This is a genomic window from Streptohalobacillus salinus (genome assembly GCF_003201605.1).
GTDB lineage: Bacteria > Bacillota > Bacilli > Bacillales > Amphibacillaceae > Streptohalobacillus > Streptohalobacillus salinus.
Genome location: NZ_QJJR01000011.1, coordinates 29,013 through 46,902, shown reverse-complemented (window position 1 = coordinate 46,902; position 17,890 = coordinate 29,013). Strand labels below are relative to the sequence as shown.

Sequence of the window (17,890 nt, the reverse complement as noted above, 5' to 3'; positions counted from 1 at the left end):
AGGGAACTAAAAACTAACCGCACCTTAAAGGAGTAGATAATTATGTTGTTTAAATTTAAAGAAGAAGGTATCCGTGTTGAACTTGCCTATGGCATTTTAGATATATCGGAAGATCTTTATCATGGTTACAAGCCAGAACACTTATTGGTGTCATCAATTGCGGGATCAAGCGCGCAAGAATTCACGGATTTATTAGAGTTGCATCATACACATGTGGATGATTTTTTTATTCGTAGTGAAGTGAAAAAAAGTGAGAAAGACAATGGTCGGATAACTCAAATTAAATTGCACTTTGTTGTAAAAGGACGTAATTTAAATATTGATAAACTCTATCGTTTGCTAGAAAGTGCCCGTGATAAGTGTGCGATTATAAATTCAGTTGAAGATAGCATCGATATTGTGGAAACGTTAGAAATTGTCTCGTTAAATTAATACGGAAGCGTTTTGAATAAAAATTGCGGGAAAATGACCAAAAAGCAGCAAATCATTAGCAAAGAACAAAAGGCGCCAATCTCAATGGTCTACTGAGATTGGCGCCTTTTTCACCGAGCTTAGTGTTGTTCTTGTTGTGCAAAGCCTTGTTGGAGGCGAACGTTTTGTTCAGGCATAAGTATATGATTTTTATAAAAGTGTTTAGCAATAATTGTTCGGACTGTTCGTGCATTGCCAAAATAATTTAGATCTTCAACTAAACCACTGATGATATAGCGATAACCCTGATTCTCATCATTAAGTGAGTCAACGCCGAGCAAGTGAAACGGCTCAACTGGATCACCAGATAAGTCACGCTTTAAAAAAGCATCTAACTCTTGATTAAGCTCAACACAAACCGCTTCTAAAACGCTCAGTGTGATCTCGGGGTCTTGGTAATAACTCGTGGTTACCCGTTCTAAAATACGCATTTTGGAACGATTAAAGTTCTCAACGCTTTGTACTTGACCATTGTTAATGGAAACAATGGTTGCTGACCATTCACGAATCTTTAAAACGCGAAATCCAACTTCTTCGACAATGCCCTCATGGATGCCATTAACGATGACCCAATCCCCTTTTTGTAATTGTTTCTCATAAACAATAAAAATACCTGCAAGTAAATCTTGAACCAAACTCTGGGCACCGAACCCAATAATAATACCGAGCACTCCGGCCCCGGCTAACATGCTGGCAACATCTAAGCCAAACACAGTTAATACGTAGAAAATAAAGCCTAAAATCCCAATGTATCTAATGATGGAACGTAACAAAGAATTTACTGTATCTGATTCTTTTCCGTCCATCAGTGTGGTACGTGTTACGACAGAGGTAATTAGCCTTTGTAAAAGAACTACGATAATTAATATGACCAGACCACCGAATAACACTTTCGTTATATTATTTTCATAAATAAGCGTAAGAATTTCAAAAAAGCGTTGCCAAGAAAATTCCATCGGATCAATCCTTTCTTGTATAGAGTTATATTGGTATTGTGAAATTAGTTGTTGTGACCTCTGACTTAACCCAAATAGATCGATCACGACTTGAAGCAATAGTTATTATAACATAATTATGATGAAAATAAATCGAGGTAGACAGAGGTGGATTTTTTTTGTACGATGGGTGAGGACAAATAAAAGCATAAAGGGGTACGTCATGACAGAATCAAATAAAATTAGTCAGTTAAAAACACAGCTGCAAACATTTCTTGATCAACTTGATCAATTAGAACCAAGTGAAACATCCGTTGAAGACATTGATCGTCTAATTGAAATGCTTGAGCAAATGGAGCGGAAATTAAAGTAGTCTTGAACAATCCTTTTTTAGTGGGTGAAGCCATTTAAATAAAAGGATTGATTTTTTTAACGGTATACTTTACCATGTTAAAGTGGTAAACACATAAAGAATTAAATGTATCAACGATCATTATAAAAAAAGGGGAGTTATAAGTTGTTAGAATGGATTGTTATTGTTAGTGTACTTAGTTTATTATTGTTTAGTCTATTACGCGTGCACGTCTTAATCTCGTTAGTTATTTCAAGTTTGATCGCTGGATTAATGGCTGGTCTAGATCTTATCACTGCACTCGATCGAATGGTAGAAGGGATGGGAAATCAAGCAGGCACAGCGCTTAGTTATATTTTACTCGGTGCATTTGCGATTGCAATCAGCCGTACGGGAATTACGGATGTACTTGTTCAGGTTCTCATCAAGCACCTTTCAGGGAAGCGCATTACGCTCGTGTTATCTATTGCTGGGATTGCTTCACTATCACAAAATTTAGTTCCGGTACACATTGCCTTTATTCCTTTACTCATTCCGCCGCTACTAAAAGTTTTTGATCAGATGAAGATTGACCGTCGAGCGGTTGCGAGTGCGTTAACTTTCGGTTTAAAAGCACCTTACATCATGATACCGGCAGGTTATGGTTTGATGTTTCATGAATCGATTCAAGAAGCAATGCAAAGCAACGGCTTATTCATGGAACGCACGAGTGTTTCGCTTGCTTTAATTATTCCTGGGGTTGGCATGATTGTCGGCTTACTTATAGCTGTGCTCATTAGCTATCGTAGCCCCCGTGATCTGCATCAGTTAGGTGAAGTTCCTGAAGAAGCATTGGAACATGATACACCGGTGACGTTTAATCGTCAACATGCGGCGACAATGGCAATTATTGTGTTTGCACTTGTTGTTCAAATTGTTTCAGGTCAATTAATTATCGGTGCGCTTTCAGGGCTTATTTTAATGTTTGCTTTTAAAGTGGTCCCCTTCCGAGATGGCGAGCAGGTTGTCTCAGACGGCATCAAAGTGATGGGAACGATCGCGATGATTATGCTTGTAGCTGCGGGTTTTAGTGAAGTCTTAAAATCGACAGGCGCTGTCGATGCGCTCATCGAAACGACGGAGCCGCTACTCGGCAATCAGAAATTAGTAACAGCTTTCATTATGTTGTTAGTGGGTTTACTTATAACAATTGGAATTGGATCATCATTTGCTACCGTCCCAATTTTAGCTGCCCTTTATGTTCCGATTGGATTGGTCAGTGGTTTTTCTCCCTTGGCAATTGCTGCCCTCATCGGAACCGCCGCCGCATTAGGTGACGCTGGTTCACCGGTGAGTGATTCGACCTTAGGACCCACATCAGGTCTTAATGCGGATGGTAAACACCACCATATTTTCGATACCTGTGTGCCGACTTTTATGCACTATAACATTCCACTTGTTATTTTTGGTGTGATTGCTGCACTGGTTCTTTAAGAAATAAAACAAATGATACTCGTATAAAAAGCGCTTATTTGCTGAGGGTCTTCAGCTAAATAAGCGCTTTTTCGTACGTGATATGTGAGCGGTTCAACACGTAAGCATTCTGTATCACAGCCGATCAATGTAATTAAACGCGTGTTTGACTGAGCTTGAGACGTCGCATAAGAAATCAATGAGAACGTGAGCTACTGATACAAAAGAAATGTCCTTATTCCCCCTTGAAAACAAGCGGTACTGACGGGTGCTGTTTGGGCACTAAAATATATCGTCACGTATATTCCGTTCTTTATAAGCAAGTGCATAGAGGGATAGCTGAGCGTTTACCAGTGGTTCCGCTTCAGTAAGCGCCTTGCGAACATAAACACCCTCATTTGTTTGGATCCGCGCTTTTAGATTATCAGCTAGGAAGGTATCGATGATATGTTTAATGCGACTCTGATGCGTTGTATCTAATACCGGGAACAGTAATTCAATCCGTTTTGTCATGTTTCTCGTCATCATATCACACGATGCCAAAAAGATTTTTTCATCACCGTTATGTCGGAAATAGTAAATGCGACTATGTTCTAGAAAGCGACCAACGATACTTGTCACGGTAATGTTAGCACTGACGTCTTTAATGCCAGGCTTCAAACAACAAATACCACGGACAATTAAATCGATTTTCACGCCTGCTTGTGATGCTTGATAAAGTTTTAAAATAAGCGGTTTGTCTGATAATGCATTCATCTTTGCGATGATGCGTCCACCACCATAGGTCTTGTGATAAGTAATTTCATCATCAATGTAACGGATAAAGTCATTTTGAATCGAATAGGGTGCCATCGATAGATGATGGAAAGTGGGTTGTTTTGTATAACCACTTAAAAAGTTAAAGAATTGGGTTGCATCGATACAAAATTCGCGTCGAGATGAAAGGATAGACAAATCAGTATAAAGTGTCGCAGTTTGATCATTGTAATTACCGGTACCGAGATGAACAAAGCGTTCAATTTTGTGATTGTTTTTCCTAACAATTAAGGTAATCTTGCTATGTGTTTTTAAGCCATTGATCCCATAGATAACATGACAACCTGCTTTTTCAAGCATTTTTGCCCATTGGACATTGTTTTCCTCATCGAATCGCGCCTTTAATTCGACGAGTACGGTAACTTGCTTACCATTTTCAGCTGCTGTTTTTAAACTATTGACCACAGGAGAATCCCCACTTACACGATAGAGTGTTTGTTTGATTGCGAGGACTTCTGGGTCGATGGCTGCTTGTTCAATCAAGTCAACCACAACTTCAAATGACTCATAAGGGTGATGAAGCATAATATCTTTCTGCCTAATTTGTTCAAAAATATTAATTATAGGTTCTACTTCTCGTGGTGGTTGCGGAATCAATGTTTGATAAACCAAATGCTCAAACGGTTGTTTCAGTTTCTCATAAACTGAAAATAAAAAGGTGAAGTCCAAAGGCCCTTCTTGAAAGTAAATATCTTCATCATAAACATCCATCACGTATTGTAAAAAGCGGAGGAGTTTCTTATCATGTTTTTCACCCATTACTTCGAGACGGACAGCTGCACCCCAACGGCGTTTTTTTAATTCTTTTTCAATTTCTTTTAGTAAATCACGCGAACTTTCTTCATGAATCGTCATGTCAGCGTTACGAGTAATGCGGAAACAAAGCGTCGTTTTCACTTGATACCCTTCAAAAAGTGTTGAAATAAAATAACGAATGACATCCTCCAGCAATAAGTAGTGATGTTTATCTTTCACTTTAATAAAACGATCAAGCAGTGCAGGCACTTGAACGATCGCAGTGAGCACCTTATCTGGATAAGCTGTATCTACTAAGGTGACAGCAATATTTAATGATTTATTTTGCAGTAACGGAAAGGGGCGATAAGCGTCGATCGCCAGTGGCGTTAAAACAGGACAAATCAAATCAGCAAAATAATTACTTAGCCATTTAAGTTCTTTTTTAGATAATTTTTCAATAGAACCAATTTGGATCTCATTATTCTCAAGTTCTGTTTTTAATTGGTCATAGTAAGCTTGTTGTCGCTTCACAAGCGGATGTGCTTCTTTAGTAATCGCTTCTAATTGTTGCAGCGGTGTGAGTCCTGATTTATTGTCCGGTAAATTAAATCCAGCGCGCACCTGGTCTTTCAAACCCGCTACGCGAACCATGTAAAACTCATCTAAATTAGATGAAAATATCGCAATAAATCGTAACCGTTCAAGTAAGGGGTTACTTAAATCAATCGCTTCGTCAAGAACGCGCTCATTAAATCGTAACCAACTAATTTCACGGTTATTAAAATTTTTTGATTGATCGATGGTTGTTAACTCAGTTGCCATAACTGTCACCTTCTTTCATTGAAATGCTTTAGCATTGCTATGATTATTTTCTAACAAACGATAAGACAAGATCGCGTTTTAATGCTTTTTCTAAATGTTTTTTTTGTTTTTCAGCCTGATAGATCTCTGGTGCGGCATTCTTTTTTGTGTAAATTGTTAACTTGATTTTTTTGCGTTTGACTTCGACGTCAATATCAGTAACCACTTGACGTTTCGTCGCATCAAGACAATATATGAACTTTAATAAGGCACCAAGGAGTCGCAATTTCTTTCGTTCAGACTTTGTCAACCAACTTTTGTAGGGGCGGGTGAATTGTTTAAAGACTGTTTTATTTTTAAACGAACTAACAAGGGCAATTTTAAGTTTATCACGATGGCTTAATCCATCAATTGTCCGATTGGCAAGTAGATAGAACGTATGCTGAGCGCTTGATTCATTATCAATATATTCACCCAAGTTAAACACATAAGCAGCACGATTAAGCACTTGCCAATCTTGCTTATTCACGCCTTTCATCTTATGACTATAAAGCGCATTGAACACCGTGCGGGCTAGTCTTTCGATTTGGAAGATTTGTTTTAAATCCAAATTAAAATCATTGACTAACTCCTGCATACTATCTTCTAAGACATTTGGTGAATAAGGATGTGTTTTATCTTTAAAGAATAGCGCATAATTGATACCGTCACGTAGACCTTTTTGGCTTAAGACGAAGCGATCTGCTTTAATAAATTGGTGAAGGGTGATAAACGTTGTTAAAGCAGGCAAGATAATATCAGCACGATCTTTTGATAACCCTTCAACTTTTTGTCGTTTTTTTAATGTTAGACTCAACAATTGGTCCTGAATTCGATCTAAGTCTTTCTTAAGCATAGGGTATTGATGTAGACCAGCCATCGGATAATCTTTATCAACTTGATCAATTTGCGCAACATTTCTCGCACTGCCGCCAATCGCGATTAAAGGAACAGCACGATTTTTCAACCAATCTAACGTTTCGAATTGTTCGAGGACATAACGCTTAATCCGGTCGAGACTCGTTTTTTCAGCTTCCTCATACTGATACATGCGACGGAGACTTAGGGTACCAAAGCTAAAGCTGTGAGCGTGGATAATTTTACGCTCTTTAAAATAGGTAACTTCCGTACTCCCCCCACCCATATCAACGGTAATTCCCTCGGTAAGAGACGTTGAGTTAACGACAGCTAAATAGCCAAAATAAGCTTCTTCCTCTTCTGAAAGAATCTCCATCTCCCAATCAAGTTCAGCTTTAACTTTTTTGACGAGTGCCGCTTGATTTTTAGCTTGACGTATTGTCGCAGTGGCCACACAAGTGAAATGGCTGAGCGGATAAATTTTCAATACATCTTTAAAATCAGAAAGTGTATCAATCAAAATTGTCTCACCATCTTTTGATAAATAGCCATCATCGTTTAAATGGTTACGTAATCGCGCCACAGCTTTGACGTTCTCAACTTCGCGAAATCGTCCCAGTTCATTCGGTAAGTAAATAACTAGACGCATCGTATTCGAACCAATATCTATTAAAGCATAGTAATCTTCACGTTGGGTTATCAATTCACGCCACCTCTTTTTATTTGTCATAGTCTCTATATACCACGGACAACGTATCTCTAACCCTGAATCATCGTTGAACCCGTCAAATCGTTAAGAAGAGAGTCCGTTTATAAATGCATTGACTTTTCACAATGCTCTAAGTATACATGTCGTTTGTTAAGGATGATTCACGTGAAAAATCAAATAACTTGAAAGTCAAAGAAGGTCAGAGTATACTATAGTCAGGAAAGGTCAAACATTACCTTTGATCATTAAGGAGGAATTACGAATGAAATGTCAAAAATGTCAAACACGTCCCGCAAATGTTAATGTCACCTTACGTATGAATGGCCACACTGAACAGCTCCATGTCTGTAATGTATGCTTCGAAGAAATCCGTCAAGAATCTCTCCGCCCATCAGGCATGTTTGGCTCAGAAAGTTTTGGCGCAGAAGAGTCACAAGCCAATGGCTTTACGGGTAAACAAAAAAACCAAGCCCGTATGAAAACGAAACAAAATCAAGGCGGGAATGGTTTATTAGATGAACTGGGTCAAAACCTCACAGATGCAAGTCGACAAGGTCTGATTGATCCTGTCATTGGTCGTGAAGAAGAAGTAAAACGCGTGATTGAAACACTAAACCGTCGTAATAAAAACAATCCGGTATTGATTGGTGAACCTGGTGTTGGTAAAACAGCAATTGCTGAAGGGTTAGCGCTAAAAATTACTGAGGGCAACGTGCCACGTAAATTAAAAGACAAAGAAGTATATTTACTCGACGTTGCTTCACTAGTAGCCAATACGGGTGTCCGTGGTCAATTTGAAGAACGGATGAAAGCCATGATTCAAGAATTACAAGACCGAAAAAACGTGATTCTATTTATCGATGAAATTCATTTGCTCGTTGGAGCTGGAACGGCTGAAGGCTCGCAAATGGATGCCGGGAATATTTTAAAACCGGCACTTGCCCGTGGTGAACTTCAGTTGATGGGTGCGACAACACTAAAGGAATACCGTCAGATTGAAAAAGATCAAGCGTTAGAACGCCGTTTCCAACCCATTATTGTTAAAGAGCCATCGGTTGCGGAAGCGATCCAAATTTTAACGGGGATCAAGGACCGTTACGAAGCCTATCACCGCGTTAATTACTCAGATGAAGTGATAGAGCAAGCAGTCATTTTATCAAAACGCTACATTCAAGACCGATTCTTACCAGATAAAGCGATTGATTTAATCGATGAAGCTGGAGCAAGACTAAATTTAAGTCTGTCAGAAACAGATAAATCAAGCATTGACGAAGAATTAGCGTTGATTGGTAAACAAAAGTTAGAAGCCGCCGAGCGCGAAGATTATGAAACAGCGGCCAATTTGCGACACAAAGAACTACAGCTTGAAAAACAATTGGAACGTAGTGAAGATTCACCGTCGATTGACGTAACGATTGAAGCGATCCAAACATTGATTGAAGAAAAAACAGGTGTCCCCGTTCGGAAAATGCAAAAAGATGAACAAACCAAAATGAAAGATTTGCGCATACACTTAGCAAGTAAAGTCATCGGTCAAGATCACGCGGTCGAAAAGGTGGCGAAAGCGATTCGTCGTTCGCGTGCGGGTTTAAAATCAGAACACCGTCCAATCGGTTCTTTCTTATTCGTTGGTCCGACTGGCGTAGGAAAGACGGAACTTACTAAGGTGCTTGCTGAAGAGTTATTTGGTACAAAGGATAGCTTGATTCGTCTAGATATGAGTGAATACATGGAGAAACATGCTGTTTCTAAAATCATTGGTTCACCGCCTGGATACGTTGGTCATGACGAAGCAGGACAGTTAACAGAAAAAGTGCGTCGCAAACCATATAGCCTTATTCTTTTAGATGAAATTGAAAAAGCCCACCCGGATGTCCAACATATGTTTTTACAAATCATGGAGGACGGACGCTTAACAGATAGCCATGGTCGGACAGTTAGTTTTAAAGACACTGTGATTATTATGACAAGTAATGCTGGAACGGCTCATAAGGAATTACATGTGGGGTTCAACAATGACCATAATGAAGCAGTTTCGACATTAGAACAACTCAAAGACTACTTCAAGCCTGAATTTCTTAACCGCTTTGATTCAATTATTACGTTTAATGCACTCGAACAAGCGGATTTAATTAAAATTGTTGAGTTGATGCTTGATGAATTACGCGAAACCTTAACACATCTTGACTACCGTTTAGAGGTTTCTGATGAAGCAAAAGCGTTTTTAAGTAAGAAAGGTTATGATCGTCACTTCGGTGCACGGCCATTGCGTCGTGTCATTCAAGAAACCGTTGAAGATGGGATCACTGATTTATTATTAGAAGAGGATAGCGTGGAAACGATTTTTGTGGATGTTGTTAATGACGCTATTGTTGTTACGGGAAAATAAACAGAGGACACAGCAATTTGATGATTCTGCGTGCTCAAATGTTGGTGCAAGTGGTTATTATATACGAAAATCCGCCTACGCTTAGATCGCAGGCGGATTTTTTTGTTCTTAAATAAAAAGGTCAAATTCAATCAATTAGAACGAAGCGTTATTGCGCTTGTTTTTGAGCCAATTGAAGCCCTGACGAGATGTGCAGCAGTTATTTTTAGCGCGGGAAGTGTTTTAGCTAGGTCTCATATAGAGAATTCAAAGAAGTGATCGGGGTCATTAGCTACAGACTGGCCATGTAAGTTAGGTAGGGTGGCGTGATGTGTCGCTTTAAAATAGTCCCTTTTGGACACTTTCATCTGTTTAGATAAGCGAATTAATTCTATCCATTTTCATTTTACCGAACATCAGTGTATCATGATAGATAGAAATCATAATTCGTATGGCTAAATATGGGAGGTCTTTTATGTTTACTTTGGGTCGGAAAATTAGTTTGACGTATCAACCGAATCAAATGATTCTTGTTGCATCTTTGCTGTTTGCTGTGATTGGCTATTTTTTCAGCGGGGAACTGTTAACTGCTGTCCAGTTTGGTGCGAGCTTATTTCTGACTTGGGCGTTGGTAAGAGAAATTGATTGCAAGAGAGAGTATGCAGCTGTTTGTGCAGCCGGTCTCGGCATCCCTTTTCTATTGAATGATTTCCAAGTAAGTCTAGGCACAATTTTACTTATCCTTTTGCTTTTAAGAGTGATTAACCAAATCACAGGAAAGCGTCCAACAGTCGTAGATTTTTTAGTGCTAATTGGACTTGCAGCATACCTCGTGTATGCCAACGAAAATAGCCTCTATATTTTTCTCGTTTTTCTAGCTTACATTTTTAATTTGAAGGGTAATCAGAATGATAAGCAGAATTATTTGTTTATAAGCATGAGTTTTATTCTCTACATTGGTCTCTTTTGGTTCGATAATCTCACGTATTTAAGTGTTGTTGATACAGATCTTATTGACGTGTTGTTTTATGGATTTGGCTTGGTGCTTTATTTTGTCTATATCCTAATGGATGAAGACAAAGAAAGCCAGACCGATGATGGAAAAAAAGCTTCGGTCAATAAGCTATTTAAAGCACAGCTATACTACGGTATCGCCATTGGTCTCTTACTAGTCTTTAGTGAATTACCTCGTGGCAACGTTATTGTGTTTTTCTCTGCCATCTATGGTGCTGTTCTGTTTGGTCTCTATGATCACGTTCGCAAGCAGCGAAAAAAAGAATAGCTACCTGAAATCGTGTGACTAAGACACCTTTGATAATAGCCATTCATGTGTTCTGATAAGTATCCTTAATAAAAAAGTTCAGAAAAATTTTCTGAATATTTATTCATTACTATAAGCCAATCCAGAATATTTCCCGCGTTATTGAATAAAGATGTGAATATTCATGTAGGAGACTGGATAAATCCCTTTGTGGTAATGGTTAGACTGATTTTAATTGTGAAGATATTTGTTATAATGAGAACAGTTCTGGCTTTTTTGAAGGGAGAGTCAATTATGCAAATAGAAAATCACATCGGTTGTCATTCAGAATATGATGAATTAAAACGCGTCATTGTGGCACCTGCAACGTATATGGCAATTACAGAAGTTATCAATGAAACACAAAAACATTATATGCACGATAACATTGACCCGAACCGTGCTGAGAGACAGCGTCAGCAACTCGTGGATGTTTTAGAGGATGCGGCGATTACGGTAGATCAATTACCGGTAAAAGAAAAACTAAATGAACAAGTCTTTACACGAGACATTGGCTTCACCTTAGCGGATCAATTATTTATAGCTCACATGGCCAGTGACATTAGAACAAAAGAAACGACGATTTTAAAAGAATATCTCTTAAATCAAGCCTTACCTTTTCGCGATGAGTTAGTCGATCCCATTGAGGGTGGCGATGTGATGATTGATCGTGACCGAGTGTTTATTGGTGTGAGTGATCGAACCAGTGCGGCAGCAATCAAACAAATTGCAGCAGCCCTGCCGTCGCACAGCATCTACCCAATCACATTGGCTGGTGATATTTTACACTTGGATTGTACGTTTAATATCATTAGTGAAACAGAGGCGCTTATCTATCGCCCTGGTATGAAAGAAAAAGACTTAAAAAAACTTGAAGCTATGTATGATCTGATTGATGTCAGTGAAGAAGAGCAATTCACTCTAGGAACAAACGTGTTGTCGATAGGTCAAAAAAGAATCATCAGCATGCCGACTAATCAACATGTGAATAAAACGCTAAGAGAACGGGGCTATGATGTGATTGAAGTAGCTTTTGACGAAATCATCAAGTCAGGTGGTTCCTTTCGTTGTTGTACCTTACCAGTACTGCGTGCGTAGTGCAATTAAACACCATCAAAAAAGCGAGACAAAGGGTCTATCAACCTTTTGTCTCGCTTTTTAATTATGTCAAAATTACTTTTAAGTACAAATGATAAGTTATAGTTTCTCTTTTTTATCGAATAAATAAACGCTAACGGCTAAGAGCAGGAGTGATGTCCCAAAAAGGAGCACAAGATTGATGATAAGGTCGCTCGAGATTTGTTCTTGTGTCAACATCTGACCAATTAAACTGGATAAATTATTATAAAACCAAGGCATCTTATGATGGAAAAGACCATTTATAATCGATAAAGACGTCAAGGTTAGAACTGTTAAACCAAAGCCCAGTATTTGCGTGCGCACCAGTGAAGCGAATACCATGGTTACACTAATAACAAAGACAAACCAGAAAGCATAAAAGCAGATGGCCAGCAGTGTATAAAGGAAACTAATCTCACCAAATAAAATCGTCACATAATACCAGCTAAGGAGTAGACCTAAACCTAACGCTGAAGTGAAGATAATGATTTTTGCGAGCCATTTTGCGCCGAGATAGTTGCCAGTCTTGACAGGTTTGACTAAGATAAGTTCTAATACACCTGTCTTACGCTCCCCACTAATCGTTGAGAGTGTCAAGAGAATAACGATAAGGACACCAAACATACTTAGCTCACTGAGGCTCAACATGAACGCATCGACCGGTGGAATCTCAGGTATAGTAAAGACTGCACCTTCTGGCATACCACCAACTTGTTCAAGGATAATCGGTAAGTAATAGGTGGTAATCGGGTCCATGATACTCAGAACGATAAAGACAATGGGAATCCAAATCAGACTATAGTTACGCATATGCATTAATAGTTCTTTTTTCAATACGGTTTTAAATTGCATCACGTTCAATCACCTCCATGAACATTTCTTCAAGTGACGTTTTGTTAACGGAAAAGTAATCGAGTGGCCATTCTTCACTTAACGTTCGTCTGAGAATGTCTGCTTTAACCACATCAACATGGGTGACCTCTAGGAGTAAGTGACCCTTTTGTTCATGGATGGAAGTTACCCCTTCAATTGTCGCGAGCGCTTTTTTAATGTCTATCGCCGACGGTTTGAAGTGTAAGTCGATGACTTGCCGTTGATAGGTGTCTCTTAAAGAATCGAGCGTCCCTTGTTCAACAATGCGTCCCTCATTCATGACAATCAAGCTATCACAGACTTCTTCCGCATCTGATAAGATATGTGTAGAAAAGAGGATCGTTGTTTCTTCTTTAAGTTCCTCAAGTAAATTAAGAATATCCCGGCGACCCACAGGATCTAATGATGAAACAGGTTCATCAAGCAATAAAAATTTCGGACTATGAATCATGGCTTGCGCAATACCTAAGCGCTGGCGCATTCCCCCTGAGTAGGCACTGATTCGCTTGTTCTTAGCTTCTGAAATTCCTGTTTTAACAAGTAATTCATCCGCACGTGTACATGCTTCTTTTTTTGAGAGGTAGCTCAGTTCGCCGACGTAAATAAGAAATTCACGACCAGTCATCCAGCCATGGAACTGAGGATACTGCGGGAGATAGCCAATGTGCTGACGCAAGTCCTCATCATTTTTAATGTTATCAAAACGAATGTTGCCGGAAGTCGGTTTAATCAAACCGCTAATCATTCGTAATGTTGTTGTTTTTCCGGCACCATTAGGGCCAAGTAAAGCAACGGTCTGACCTTTAGCTAATTCAAAAGATAAGTGATTGACGGCTTGTTTTTGCCCAAATGTTTTAGACAATTCGCTTATGAGTAAGGTCATTTAATCTTGTCTCCTTCCTAAGATGAAGAATAGGATAGGGCCAATCGTGTTGATTAAAATAATAACAAATAGCCAGGCCCACTTATTCCCCTTTATTGTGTTGTTTTCATCGGCTTTGTACCAAGCAAAAATACCAACAATCATTAAAATGAACTGTAAAGCGAGTAGCGGTGCAATTAATCGAAGTAAGTTACCTAATTCAGCAGCTGCCATGATTTTTTATTCCTCCTTTTGTTCTTTTTGGTAAATGATATATGAATAAATGGTTGGGATTAAACCGACCATTAGCGCCCCAATGACAATAAAGTATACAGCGAATGCTGAATTGATAAAGGGAACAATGAAAAAACTAAGTCCAGTTAAAATGAATAATTTTGCCCCTAAACGATGAGTTTTACGCCAAACAGCCTCGCTTGATAACGTCCATGGGGTACGAATGCCCAAAAACCAGTTTGCTTTAACGGTTTGCATGTAGTTTCCGATAATGATAAACAAGATCCCAATCATAAGTGGAATGATGACTTCAATTCTTAAGTTAACACCTAGACTCTTAAAAATAACAAAGGCATTAACAAAGACCAGCAGCACCATTGTCGCATAGACAATCACCCAATATGCTTTTGATGTTAGGAGGTAGCCTTTCCGTTTTGGATCAAGTCTTGGGGTAAGGACAAGTATGGGGTATATCACGATAAGAATGCCAACGTTAAGCAATGCCCCAATCGCTTTTGGTGCAAACCAATTAACGGATCCATCGGGTCCCCATTGCATCGGAATCTCAGCTGGTAAATGAGGATAACTGATGAACCACATGCATACTGTTGCTAGTATTAATGCGATGGCTCCCAAATGTTTACGCATCATGATCATCTCCTTTATCTGTAAACGTCATGGCCCAACTGATGAGTTCTTGAAATACGGTAATGTTTAAATGATAATACACATATTGGCCTTGTTTCTCATCTTCAACTAGACCTGCCTGCTTTAGTAAGCGAAGATGTTGTGAAATGCTTGGCTTTGACATGTCAAAGTGATCAGCTATTTGTCCAGCGGTTAAATCTTTCGCTTTTAATAAATCGAGGATTTTGCGTCGGGTAGGGTCGGCTAAAGCTTTAAAAGCCTCTTTCATCAAGTGCGGCTCCTCTCAGTATTTTAGTATTTAAGTAATTAACTAAATACTAAAATAAAACAAATGAAATGTCAATACCTCTTGCAGATCAATAAAAAGCTCGCTATAATAAAGATATTGTTCTTGGGGCATTAGCTCAGCTGGGAGAGCGCTTGGCTGGCAGCCAAGAGGTCAGCGGTTCGATCCCGCTATGCTCCACTACAAAAAGCCATCAATCATTTTAATGATTGATGGCTTTTCTGATAAAAGGATGAGCAAACAATCCTTGCTATAGCCATTAGCGGTCTATCCTCACTAGGATAGACCAGTTGAACCTATCGGGGGTGTCTTTTAGAGATGTTGCCATGGGTAGTTAAAAAGGAAGACATATCAATTCCCGCATAAGCTGTTGCAGTGGTTACCAAAACGTTCTTGCCAGTCTCTTTTAATGAAAATCACGGTTAGCAAGTAATCATATTTTTCATAAGCAAGTATTGGCAATAGGTTGTTAAATTTGCTACAATCGGAAGCGGTTGCATGTATGATACATATAATGAGTTTAAGTATGAAGAGCAGGAACTAGAAACGACATCATTACGTTAAGATAATAACGGAAAGGGATGAGAAGATGAGAAAGTTAGTCTTTTTTATTGTGTTGCTCGTTGCAATAACAGGTTGCAACGTAGAAGATAAGCAAGAAGAAAATGCGGACAAACAAGCGGATGATCTACCTAGAACGGAAGAGATGTTAAATGAGCAAGAAATAAATCGTTTGACTCAGGAGGTTTCTCAATTAGAAACAGAATTATACCAAGAAAAAAATCGTGGAAATAAAGCAGAAGAAGAAAGAGACGTCTTGCTACAGGTAAATGAACAGACAAGGAAATATCTTCAAGCCATGCTTGATAAAAAGATGGATAGCCTAGGAACCTTAACGCATCCTTCACTGTTAGTCTTTGAGAATCGGATTGAAAAAGTAGTTGATCAAGAAATTGTTGAAGTGTATTTTTCAGATCTACAGACAGAAGCTTTTAAAGCTGAATTTGAATATTTTGTCATCGAAGATTATGGCTATATAGGGACTGGGGAATTTGGTATTACTTATCAGGCTGTTGATGAGCAATCGAATGCGTTGTCTTCAGTAGAACTCGCGCTAAAAGAAGACGAAGGGCGCTGGAAAGTATCAGATATATCCTTTTTTCTCAATTATGAACAGCTTGATTAAATCACTGGCGATACATTAACCGAGGATTGCTCTAAAAATAAGCGCGTGATAAAAAACGATTAAAAAGCAGAAACCCATTTGATGTCTTGGTTTCTGCTTTTTAGTATTAACATAGGGTGATTGTGCAGTAGTCGTTTGTAAAAACCCAGACATGCGCAAATAAAATCTGAATGGTAACAGACATGATTCATGTTAAATGCAGGTGTTCTTATTAATCAATTAATTCCCCTAGCAGCTGATATGAGAACCGTCTATCCTCATGATTATATAAGTGTGCAGTAAGCATCAATTCATCAACACCGGTTGCTTCGATCCGTTGTTTTAAGGCATCAGCTACGGTTGCTTTACTGCCGACAATACTTCCTTCTAACGCTCTTAGTACAGCAGCTTCTTCAAAAGGCTGCCAAACTGTTGACATGTCTGTCGGCGGCTTAACAGCGCCTGATTTCCCATGGAGTAAATCAAAAAACAACTGTTGCATCGAGGAGAAGAGCCAGTTGGCTTGTTCGTCTGTTTTTGCAACGACCACATTTAAGGCCAACATCACATAAGGTTCTGCGAGATCAGCAGAAGGTTTAAAGTGCTCCCGGTAAACTGTGATGGCTTCTTTAATCGAACCGGGAGAGAAGTGACCAGCAAATGCATAAGGACGACCTTGTTCAGCAGCTAATTGTGCACTAAAGGTACTCGATCCTAACAACCAAATAGGTACATCTTGTCCCTCAGCGACAAATGCACGCACTTGTCTTTGGGTATTGATTTGTTTATCCGCGAAGTAGCTGGATAGTTCTTCAACTTGTTGAGGGAATTCAGTGGCTAACCCACGATGTAAGGCACGAGCAGTCACTTGATCCGTTCCTGGCGCGCGTCCAAGCCCTAAATCAATCCGATGTGAATGGAGCGAAGCTAAGGTGCCGAATTGTTCGGCTACAACTAAGGGGGCGTGATTCGGTAACATAATGCCTCCAGAGCCCAGGCGAATGGACGTTGTTTCGTTCGCAAGCTGATTAATCACAATTGCTGTCGCTGCACTTGCGCTTGAAGCGGTATTGTGATGCTCGGCGACCCAATAGCGATTATATCCTAATGCTTCTGCATCTTTCGCAAGCGTCACCGAATGATTCAGAGCATCAGTGGCTGTTTCTTCTGTATTAATTGGAGAAAGATCTAAAATTGATAAAGGAATACCTTGAAATGTTTTAGCGTTCTTTCGAATGAGTTGCATCGTTTTGCCTCCTATAGCTGGCATGAATTACCCTGTTATTCAAACAGGGGTTATCTTGATTTAAAACTAAAAAGTAAGTCCCTGTCAATTTTTTTGTTTGGCAAAGTAATGGTGGAGTGATAAAAAGATACCAGTGAAGTCACAAGAAAAACGAGACTTGGTCAGTAAAGGTAATCGAACGGATTTTAGGTTTTTAGACCAAGGATTAGATGATTATTTAACGTTTGAAACGTTTACCTGTGAACAGGCAGTTGCTGAAGATGATGTAACAGGACTATCACTTGAAACGACCAGCTCAAACAACGTCTGTCAATAGTGACGTTTTGTTTGAGCTGGTCGATGTGTTTATCTTAAACAATTTGATCGATAACTTATTCGAGATAAGTCTATTTTAAGATCTGTTTGTATCAAAGAGATCTAGCTGATAGGTAGCGGAAGGGTCGCAATGACCATCGACAGAGGAACAATTTTTCTTGAGCGGACAACCTGCACATTTACTTTTTTTGCTGTTTTGAATATGACGGTAAATCATGAAGCTAGCATATCCAAAAATAATGATACCGATGATCCAATTTAAAATCATTGATGACACTCCTTTGTATCGTTCCATCACTTAGT

General features: G+C 39.1%; 18 protein-coding genes and 1 tRNA gene. 9 read left to right on the top strand and 10 right to left on the bottom strand.

Annotated elements, in window-relative coordinates:
* Positions 1-42 precede the first annotated feature (42 nt).
* Entirely contained in the window at positions 43-432 is a 390-nt protein-coding gene (locus DES38_RS09240) for an OsmC family protein (RefSeq protein WP_110251825.1), read from the top strand.
* Between the two features lie 119 nt (positions 433-551).
* Here DES38_RS09240 and DES38_RS09235 read toward each other — a convergent pair whose 3' ends face one another.
* Complete coding sequence (locus DES38_RS09235; RefSeq protein ID WP_110251824.1) at positions 552-1,427, bottom strand: mechanosensitive ion channel family protein; 876 nt, start codon at positions 1,425-1,427, stop codon at positions 552-554.
* Between the two features lie 202 nt (positions 1,428-1,629).
* Here DES38_RS09235 and DES38_RS12015 point away from each other — a divergent pair, with 202 nt between their 5' ends.
* Both DES38_RS12015 and DES38_RS09230 read left to right on the top strand, forming a co-directional pair.
* The gene (locus tag DES38_RS12015; RefSeq protein WP_170114381.1) at positions 1,630-1,779 is read left to right on the top strand and encodes an SE1561 family protein; all 150 of its coding nucleotides are present in this window, start codon (positions 1,630-1,632) and stop codon (positions 1,777-1,779) included.
* Between the two features lie 144 nt (positions 1,780-1,923).
* On the top strand, positions 1,924-3,231 hold the full coding sequence (locus DES38_RS09230; RefSeq protein WP_110251823.1) for a Na+/H+ antiporter family protein: 1,308 nt from the start codon (positions 1,924-1,926) through the stop codon (positions 3,229-3,231).
* 261 nt (positions 3,232-3,492) lie between these two features.
* Here DES38_RS09230 and DES38_RS09225 read toward each other — a convergent pair whose 3' ends face one another.
* The gene (locus tag DES38_RS09225; RefSeq protein ID WP_110251822.1) at positions 3,493-5,586 is read right to left on the bottom strand and encodes an RNA degradosome polyphosphate kinase; all 2,094 of its coding nucleotides are present in this window, start codon (positions 5,584-5,586) and stop codon (positions 3,493-3,495) included.
* A 43-nt stretch (positions 5,587-5,629) separates the two neighbouring features.
* On the bottom strand, positions 5,630-7,165 hold the full coding sequence (locus tag DES38_RS09220; protein WP_342767375.1) for a Ppx/GppA family phosphatase: 1,536 nt from the start codon (positions 7,163-7,165) through the stop codon (positions 5,630-5,632).
* 268 nt (positions 7,166-7,433) lie between these two features.
* Here DES38_RS09220 and DES38_RS09215 point away from each other — a divergent pair, with 268 nt between their 5' ends.
* The 3 genes from DES38_RS09215 to DES38_RS09205 all read left to right on the top strand — a co-directional run bounded on the left by DES38_RS09215 (position 7,434) and on the right by DES38_RS09205 (position 11,937).
* Positions 7,434-9,560 carry an ATP-dependent Clp protease ATP-binding subunit gene (locus DES38_RS09215; protein WP_110251820.1) on the top strand — a complete coding sequence of 709 codons (2,127 nt, stop codon included), beginning with the start codon at positions 7,434-7,436 and terminating at the stop codon, positions 9,558-9,560.
* 454 nt (positions 9,561-10,014) lie between these two features.
* Positions 10,015-10,821, top strand: coding sequence for a hypothetical protein (locus DES38_RS09210; protein WP_110251819.1), 807 nt, complete (start codon positions 10,015-10,017; stop codon positions 10,819-10,821).
* A gap of 273 nt (positions 10,822-11,094) precedes the next feature.
* On the top strand, positions 11,095-11,937 hold the full coding sequence (locus DES38_RS09205) for a dimethylarginine dimethylaminohydrolase family protein (protein WP_110251818.1): 843 nt from the start codon (positions 11,095-11,097) through the stop codon (positions 11,935-11,937).
* A gap of 99 nt (positions 11,938-12,036) precedes the next feature.
* Here the strand turns inward: DES38_RS09205 and DES38_RS09200 are convergent, their stop codons facing one another.
* Genes DES38_RS09200 through DES38_RS09180 form a run of 5 tightly spaced genes read right to left on the bottom strand, consistent with a single transcriptional unit; the run spans position 12,037 to position 14,843 of the window.
* Positions 12,037-12,810: an ABC transporter permease gene (locus DES38_RS09200; RefSeq protein ID WP_110251817.1), complete on the bottom strand. Its 774-nt coding sequence runs from the start codon at positions 12,808-12,810 to the stop codon at positions 12,037-12,039.
* Entirely contained in the window at positions 12,800-13,714 is a 915-nt protein-coding gene (locus tag DES38_RS09195) for an ABC transporter ATP-binding protein (protein WP_110251816.1), read from the bottom strand. The genes DES38_RS09200 and DES38_RS09195 overlap by 11 nt, the downstream gene beginning before the upstream one ends.
* A complete protein-coding gene (locus tag DES38_RS09190) occupies positions 13,715-13,927 on the bottom strand; it encodes a PLDc N-terminal domain-containing protein (protein WP_110251815.1) in 213 nt (70 codons plus the stop codon). It lies immediately after the preceding gene.
* A gap of 6 nt (positions 13,928-13,933) precedes the next feature.
* The gene (locus DES38_RS09185) at positions 13,934-14,578 is read right to left on the bottom strand and encodes an SdpI family protein (protein ID WP_245882001.1); all 645 of its coding nucleotides are present in this window, start codon (positions 14,576-14,578) and stop codon (positions 13,934-13,936) included.
* The gene (locus DES38_RS09180; RefSeq protein ID WP_110251813.1) at positions 14,568-14,843 is read right to left on the bottom strand and encodes an autorepressor SdpR family transcription factor; all 276 of its coding nucleotides are present in this window, start codon (positions 14,841-14,843) and stop codon (positions 14,568-14,570) included. Before DES38_RS09180 ends, DES38_RS09185 begins: the two co-directional genes overlap by 11 nt.
* Positions 14,844-14,968: 125 nt before the next feature.
* Here DES38_RS09180 and DES38_RS09175 point away from each other — a divergent pair.
* Both DES38_RS09175 and DES38_RS09170 read left to right on the top strand, forming a co-directional pair.
* Positions 14,969-15,041, top strand: a tRNA-Ala gene (locus tag DES38_RS09175).
* A gap of 409 nt (positions 15,042-15,450) precedes the next feature.
* Positions 15,451-16,047 carry a membrane lipoprotein lipid attachment site-containing protein gene (locus tag DES38_RS09170; protein ID WP_110251812.1) on the top strand — a complete coding sequence of 199 codons (597 nt, stop codon included), beginning with the start codon at positions 15,451-15,453 and terminating at the stop codon, positions 16,045-16,047.
* A 211-nt stretch (positions 16,048-16,258) separates the two neighbouring features.
* Here DES38_RS09170 and DES38_RS09165 read toward each other — a convergent pair whose 3' ends face one another.
* Entirely contained in the window at positions 16,259-17,272 is a 1,014-nt protein-coding gene (locus DES38_RS09165) for an LLM class flavin-dependent oxidoreductase (protein ID WP_110251811.1), read from the bottom strand.
* A 133-nt stretch (positions 17,273-17,405) separates the two neighbouring features.
* Between DES38_RS09165 and DES38_RS09160 the strand changes: the two genes are divergently transcribed.
* On the top strand, positions 17,406-17,588 hold the full coding sequence (locus DES38_RS09160) for a hypothetical protein (protein ID WP_110251810.1): 183 nt from the start codon (positions 17,406-17,408) through the stop codon (positions 17,586-17,588).
* A gap of 75 nt (positions 17,589-17,663) precedes the next feature.
* Here the strand turns inward: DES38_RS09160 and DES38_RS09155 are convergent, their stop codons facing one another.
* Positions 17,664-17,855, bottom strand: coding sequence for a FeoB-associated Cys-rich membrane protein (locus DES38_RS09155; protein WP_110251809.1), 192 nt, complete (start codon positions 17,853-17,855; stop codon positions 17,664-17,666).
* Between the last annotated feature and the right edge of the window lie 35 nt (positions 17,856-17,890).